Consider the following 1,529-nt stretch of genomic DNA (forward strand, 5'->3'; position numbering starts at 1 on the left):
AAATACAAGTGGTATAAAGATGATGTAGAGGTTGTGGGAGCAACCAATTCAACTTACAATTTTGGAAATATCACTTTAACAGATGAAGCAGAGTACAAGTGTGAAATTTATAACGATCAGCATTGTAATGATATTATCAGAATATTTAATGTTGATGTTCTTGAGCCTGCAACAGTAAATGATCCTTTAGCAGTAGTAATGTGTGAAACCGATGCTAATCCTGTATTTACAGTAGTAGCAGGAGGCGATGACACACCGCTTACTTATCAGTGGTACAATACTGGAGGAGCAATAACAGGTGCGACAAATTCAAGTTACACAGAAACAACTCCTGTTGATGGAGAATCATATTATTGCGAAGTGAAAAATACTTGTGCAACAGTTCAATCAAAACGAGCAAGTTTAACAGTAGTTAAGATTTTGGGCACTACCAATCCGTTAGATTTGACTATTGCAGATGGAGCGGATGCAACATTTAAAGTAACTGCATCAGGAGAACCAAACTACTCTTACCAATGGGAAGAAAATAAAGGTTCGGGCTGGAATCCAATTATCGATGGCATAAAATATTCGGGAGCAACTACTTCCGAATTAAAAATTACCAATGCACTGAAAGCCGATTTTGATGGAAATCAGTACAGGTGTGTTGTAAGTACAGATGGTAATGGTACTGTTGTTTGTATAACTAATGTAACTAGTAGCGCAGCTACCTTAACCATAAATACAGTAGTAAAAGTAGCAGTTCAGGCAAGTGATGCTGAGGTTTGTTTTGGAAAAGATGCCAAGCTAAGTGTTGAAGGAACAAGTGATGCACTAACATTTACCTGGGAGTATAATAATGGAAGTGGTACTTGGTCAAATGCAGATGGAGTACTCGGAATGAGTGCAGTAAAGGCAGGAGCAGTATCTACATTAACAGTTCCATGTAATGACATGAATATTAACAACTGGACTTTCAGATGTTTGGTTAGTGATGGTTTAAGTACAAATGAATATTCGCGAGATACTAAGATTCGGGTATTAGAAGATATTGCAGTAACAGCAGGAACCTTAAATCATGTATTGTGCGAGAACGATGCCTTAACAATGAGTGTAACGGCTACAGCAGGAGATGATATTCAGTATCGTTGGTATAAGGATATTGCTCCGGGAACCATATTATCAACCAATTCCACTTATGGTATTGGAAATGTGGTGTTAGCCGATGAAGGAAATTATACATGCGAGATTTATAATGTTCAGGGATGTAATGATCAAACAGTAAACTTTACAGTTGATGTTCGCGAACATGTAACGGTAAGCGACCCGGTAAATGTAATTATGTGTGAATCCGATGCAGATCCTGTATTTACTGTAACAGCCAGTGGTGATGGACCATTCGATTACCAATGGTACAATAGTGCCGGAGCAATTACAGGAGCCATTAATGCAAGCTACACCGAAACAGCTCCAGTTGATGGAGAATCATACTATTGTGAGGTGAAAAATTTTTGTGGAACAGTTCAGTCAAAAGTTGCAAGTTTAACTGT

At 38.1% G+C, this 1,529-nt stretch carries 1 protein-coding gene; it reads left to right on the forward strand.

Annotated elements, in window-relative coordinates:
* Window positions 1-1,529: immunoglobulin domain-containing protein (locus tag NQ163_RS20510; RefSeq protein WP_268192179.1), on the forward strand; the 1,529-nt coding region annotated here is incomplete at both ends.

The organism is Marinifilum sp. D737 (assembly GCF_026672275.1).
In the GTDB taxonomy this organism is placed as follows: Bacteria; Bacteroidota; Bacteroidia; order Bacteroidales; family Marinifilaceae; genus Marinifilum.